The following is a 5,342-nucleotide window of genomic DNA, read 5'->3' as shown; positions in this document are numbered from 1 at the left end:
GTCTGGATCTGTTCAAAAGCACCATAAACGATACGCTCGGCAACCGACTTCTTGCCCGACAGCATGATGACGTTCATGAATTTGGCTACATCTACATTGCCGAATTTCGGATCCGGCAATATGTCCCGTTTCGGGACTTCACGACGACGTGGCATCTTTCTTCCTTTGATTTTCAGTTGGAGCTGCGCTTTTTTTCGCACACGCCCCGCGGTCACCAACAAACCCGATCCATCTTTTCTGATTAACCAGCTTGGCCGGGTGACCACTTACTCGACAGCGCCAGCGTTTTCCGGCACTACCGCTTAAACGCCTTCCTGAAAAGGCAACCTGATTCCTTACTTGCCAGCCTTGGCGCGCTTTGCACCGTACTTCGAGCGAGCTTGCTTACGATCCTTGACGCCCTGGGTATCCAGCGAGCCGCGAACCATGTGGTAACGCACACCCGGCAAGTCTTTAACCCGGCCGCCGCGAATCAGCACAACCGAGTGTTCCTGCAGGTTGTGGCCTTCGCCACCGATGTACGAAATAACTTCGAAGCCGTTCGTCAGACGAACCTTGGCAACTTTACGAAGTGCCGAGTTCGGCTTCTTCGGCGTCGTCGTGTACACGCGAGTGCACACGCCGCGACGCTGCGGGCAGTCCTGCAAAGCCGGCGACTTGCTCTTCACTGTTTCTGAAGCGCGGCCTTTGCGAACCAGTTGATTGATGGTTGGCATTGTCTATTCCTAAATTGATCAAAATCGGCGCATTCGTTTCGGGCAAAGCAAAACGAACTACGCTCGAACATTCCGGTTCCTCGGTTCCTGCTTGTACCCGTGCGGCAGCCTACACTTAGCCCCACTTAGCAAATCCAAGAACGAGAACCTAGCATCATAATCTGAAAATCCCAATCCGGTCAACAGCTTGCGCGTTTTGGAGCGCTGTTTGGCTGGCAAAATCAATCGGCGCCGACTACTTCGAGCAATTCGTCGCCGAAACGAGCGAGTTTGCGCGCGCCTATTCCCGGAATCTGACCCAACTCTTCGACGGAATCCGGCTCGTTGCGAGCGATCTCGGCCAGCGTGGCATCGTGGAAAATGACGTACGCGGGCACGCCGTCGCTTTTCGCCATTTCCGAGCGCCATAGCCGCAGGCGTTCCCAGCGGGCTTTGACACGAGGCGTCATTCCGGCGGTCGGATCTGCACGCTCCCCGCTGCGGCTCGAAGACTGGCGCGAGCGCGTCGGCTTCACGTACTTGCGCAGCGTCACGTTCTGCTCGCCCTTGAGCACCGCCTTGCTGGCTTCGGTCAGGATCAATGCACCGAAACCCTCGTGGTCGACCGCAAGGTAGCCAAAGGCCACCAGTTGGCGAAATACGGCACGCCACTCCTGCTCCGACAATGCGGCGCCAAGACCGAAAGTCGATAGTTTTTCATGCCCGCGCTGAAGCAGTTTCTCGGATCGGCTACCTCGCAGGATATCGATCAGGTGGCCGGCGCCGAAGTGAAAGCCACTCGCCTTGTAGGCCCGGTACACACACGACAATGCCATCTGCGCCTCGCGTGTTGCGTCCCACGATTCCGGCGGTTCAAGGCACGTGTCGCAATTGCCGCACGGCTGGCTCGCTTCGCCGAAGTAGCCGAGCAAGCGGACGCGCCGGCAGGAGGCAGCCTCGCAGAGCCCGAGCAGTGCGTCGAGCTTGCCGCCTTGCACGCGCTTGTGCGCGTCGTCGGCGTCCGATTCGTCGATCATCTTGCGTTGCTGCACCACGTCGCCGAGGCCGTATGCCATCCACGCATTCGCCGGCATTCCGTCACGACCGGCACGGCCCGTTTCCTGGTAGTAGCCTTCCACGCTTTTCGGCAGATCCAGATGGGCGACGAAACGCACGTCGGGTTTGTCGATACCCATCCCAAACGCGATCGTCGCGCACATCACGACGCCCTCTTCGCGCTTGAACATCTCCTGATGACGCTGGCGCGTCTGGTATTCCATCCCCGCGTGGTAAGGCAGCGCGCGAACCCCCTGGCTCTTGAGCCAATCTGCAGTCTCTTCCACCTTGCGCCTCGACAGGCAATAGATCACACCGGCGTCCGTGGTCTTGTCGGCGTTCGTGTGCTCCGCGCGAATGAAATCCAGCAACTGCGCGCGGGCATTGTCCTTCTCCACGATCCGATACCGGATATTCGGCCGGTCAAAGCTCGATACGAAAATACGCGCGTTATCCAGCGCGAGGCGATGCACGATCTCGTCGCGCGTGATGGCGTCCGCGGTAGCCGTCAGCGCGATACGCGGAACGGAGGGAAAGCGCTCATGCAGCACCGACAACTGGATATATTCGGGCCGGAAATCGTGACCCCATTGCGACACGCAATGCGCTTCGTCGATCGCAAAGAGGCCAATGCGTACGCTCTCGATCAAGTCGAGGAAACGCGGAGTCATCAACCGTTCCGGCGCGACGTACAACAGGTCGATTTCCCCATTGCGCAGCGCGCGCTCGGTCGCGGCGGCTTCCGCACCGGTGAGCGTCGAATTAAGGCAAGCGGCGCGCACGCCGACTTCGCTCAACGCGGCGACCTGGTCCTGCATCAAGGCGATGAGGGGCGACACTACGATCCCGGCGCCGAAACCGGCTTCCCGACGCAACAACGCGGGAATCTGATAGCACAGCGACTTTCCGCCCCCTGTAGGCATAAGCACAAGCGAGTCACCACCGGCCGCTACGTGATCGACGATATCGCCCTGCTGCCCCCGAAAAACGGGGTAGCCAAATACTTCCTTGAGAATTTCGAGCGAACGAGACATGGAGAAGACGGAGTGCGCCAAAGCGTGAATGCTGCGATTTTACCAACGACGCGGCCCCGCCACCGCCCATGACCTAACGTTAGCCAATCGGCAGAGCAAAAAAAAAGCCGCCCGGTTTTAGCCGGGCGGCCTTCATGCAAGCAAACAAGCAGATTAGTTGTCAAACCGGGCCGATAAAACGGCCCTCAAACTTATTCCGCCGGATGCTGCTGTTCTGCTGGGACTACAGGTGCGGTTTCGGGCGGACCGAAATCGAACGATTCTTCTGCTGCAATCTGGTCGAAACGTTGACGATCCGACAACTCCCGGCTCTTGCGTGCCTTGTGGAACGCGAGACCTGTACCGGCCGGAATCAGACGGCCGACGATCACGTTTTCCTTCAACCCGCGCAGATCGTCGCGCTTGCCCATGATGGCTGCTTCGGTCAGCACGCGCGTCGTTTCCTGGAACGATGCCGCCGAGATGAACGAGTCGGTCGAGAGCGACGCCTTCGTGATACCGAGCAGCACGTTCTCGTAGGTCGCGGGGATCTTGTCTTCCGCGGCCATCCGGTCGTTCTCGTCCAGCATGTCCGAACGCTCAACCTGTTCACCCATGATGAAACGCGTATCGCCGTTGTCGACGATCTGCACGCGACGCAACATCTGACGCACGATCACTTCAATGTGCTTGTCGTTGATCTTCACGCCTTGCAGACGGTACACGTCCTGCACTTCGTCCACGATGTAACGCGCCAGCGCCTCGATACCCTGCAAACGCAAGATGTCGTGCGGATCAGCCGGACCGTCGACAATCATTTCGCCCTTGTTGACGACCTGACCATCGTGCACCAGCACCTGCTTTTCCTTCGTGATCAGGAACTCATGCTGTTCGCCGTCCACGTCGGTGATCACCAGACGCTGCTTGCCCTTCGTGTCCTTACCAAACGAAGTCGTACCCGTCACTTCCGCCAGAATGCCGGCATCTTTCGGGGAACGCGCTTCGAACAGTTCAGCCACGCGCGGCAGACCACCGGTAATGTCACGCGTCTTCTGCGCTTCAACCGGGATACGTGCCAGCACTTCACCGACCTGCACTTGCTGACCGTCCTTCACGGTGATCAGTGCGCCGACCTGGAAGCCGATCTGCACCGAATGCTCGGTGTTCGGGATCTTGACTTCTTCGCCTTGCGCATCGAGCAGCTTCACTTGCGGACGAACGCTCTTCGCCGCTTGCGAACCACGACGCTTCACGTCGATCACGACGAGCGTGGAAAGCCCCGTCACATCGTCGATCTGCTTCGCAACCGTCACGCCTTCCTCGACGTTTTCGAACTTCACCGTACCGCCCCACTCGGTGATGATCGGACGCGTCAACGGATCCCATTGAGCCAGTTGCGTACCGGCCTTGATCACAACGCCGTCGAGTTGCAGCAACGTGGCGCCGTACGGGATCTTGTGACGTTCGCGCTCACGACCGAGGTCGTCGGCAATGATCGCCTCGCCTGAACGCGAGATGACGATCTGCTCGCCCTTCGCATTCGTGACGTAACGCATCGTTGCAGTGAAACGCACCGTGCCGTTCGACTTCGCTTCAACCGACGAAGCGATCGCCGCACGCGACGCCGCGCCACCGATGTGGAACGTACGCATGGTCAGCTGCGTGCCCGGTTCGCCGATCGACTGGGCCGCGATCACGCCGACTGCTTCGCCGACGTTCACACGCGAGCCACGACCCAGGTCGCGGCCGTAGCACGAAGCGCACAAGCCATAACGCGTTTCGCAGGTCAACGGCGTGCGCACGCGCACTTCGTCGATACCCAGGCGTTCGATTTCGTCCACGGCATCTTCGTCGAGCAACGAGCCCGATTCGTACAGCGTTTCTTGCGATTCCGGATTGACGACGTCAGCCACGGTCACGCGGCCGAGAATCCGGTCACGCAACGCTTCGACGACTTCACCGCCTTCCACCAACGCCTTCATGGCGACGCCGTTCGTCGTGCCGCAATCGTCTTCGACCACGACCAGATCCTGCGTCACGTCAACAAGACGACGCGTCAGGTAACCCGAGTTCGCCGTCTTCAACGCCGTATCGGCCAGGCCTTTACGTGCGCCGTGCGTCGAGATGAAGTACTGCAACACGTTCAAACCTTCACGGAAGTTCGCCGTGATCGGCGTCTCGATAATCGAGCCATCCGGCTTCGCCATCAGGCCACGAATACCGGCCAGTTGACGAATCTGAACAGCAGTTCCACGAGCGCCCGAGTCGGCCATCATGTAGATCGAGTTGAACGATTCCTGCTTCGTCTGATTGCCGTCGCGATCGACCACGGGTTCAGTAGCCAACTGCTCCATCATCGCCTTGCCGACCGCTTCCGACGTTGCCGACCAGATGTCGACCACGTTGTTGTAGCGCTCTTGCGACGTGACGAGACCCGACATGTACTGACGGTCGTATTCCTTCACCTTCTTCGCCGCATCGCCGACGATCGTTTCCTTTTGCGGCGGCACGAGCATGTCGTCGACGCAAATCGAAATACCGGCGCGCGTCGCGAGACGGAAGCCCATCTGCATCAGTT

At 59.3% G+C, this 5,342-nt stretch carries 2 protein-coding genes and 2 pseudogenes; all 4 read right to left on the bottom strand.

What is annotated here, in order from left to right; genetic code table 11:
- Positions 1 to 155: pseudogene (locus WCA53_RS19675) on the bottom strand (30S ribosomal protein S7); the annotation flags it as partial.
- Between the two features lie 180 nt (positions 156 to 335).
- Positions 336 to 716: a 30S ribosomal protein S12 gene (rpsL, locus tag WCA53_RS19670; RefSeq protein WP_035935550.1), complete on the bottom strand. Its 381-nt coding sequence runs from the start codon at positions 714 to 716 to the stop codon at positions 336 to 338.
- A gap of 221 nt (positions 717 to 937) precedes the next feature.
- Positions 938 to 2,785 carry a DNA helicase RecQ gene (gene recQ / locus WCA53_RS19665; RefSeq protein ID WP_423914452.1) on the bottom strand — a complete coding sequence of 616 codons (1,848 nt, stop codon included), beginning with the start codon at positions 2,783 to 2,785 and terminating at the stop codon, positions 938 to 940.
- A 191-nt stretch (positions 2,786 to 2,976) separates the two neighbouring features.
- Positions 2,977 to 5,342, bottom strand: a pseudogene (locus tag WCA53_RS19660) (DNA-directed RNA polymerase subunit beta'); the annotation flags it as partial.

Source organism: Caballeronia sp. (assembly GCF_049581465.1).
In the GTDB taxonomy this organism is placed as follows: Bacteria; Pseudomonadota; Gammaproteobacteria; order Burkholderiales; family Burkholderiaceae; genus Caballeronia.
The sequence above is the reverse complement of the archived record's forward strand: the minus strand, read 5'-3'. Positions and strand labels throughout refer to the sequence as shown.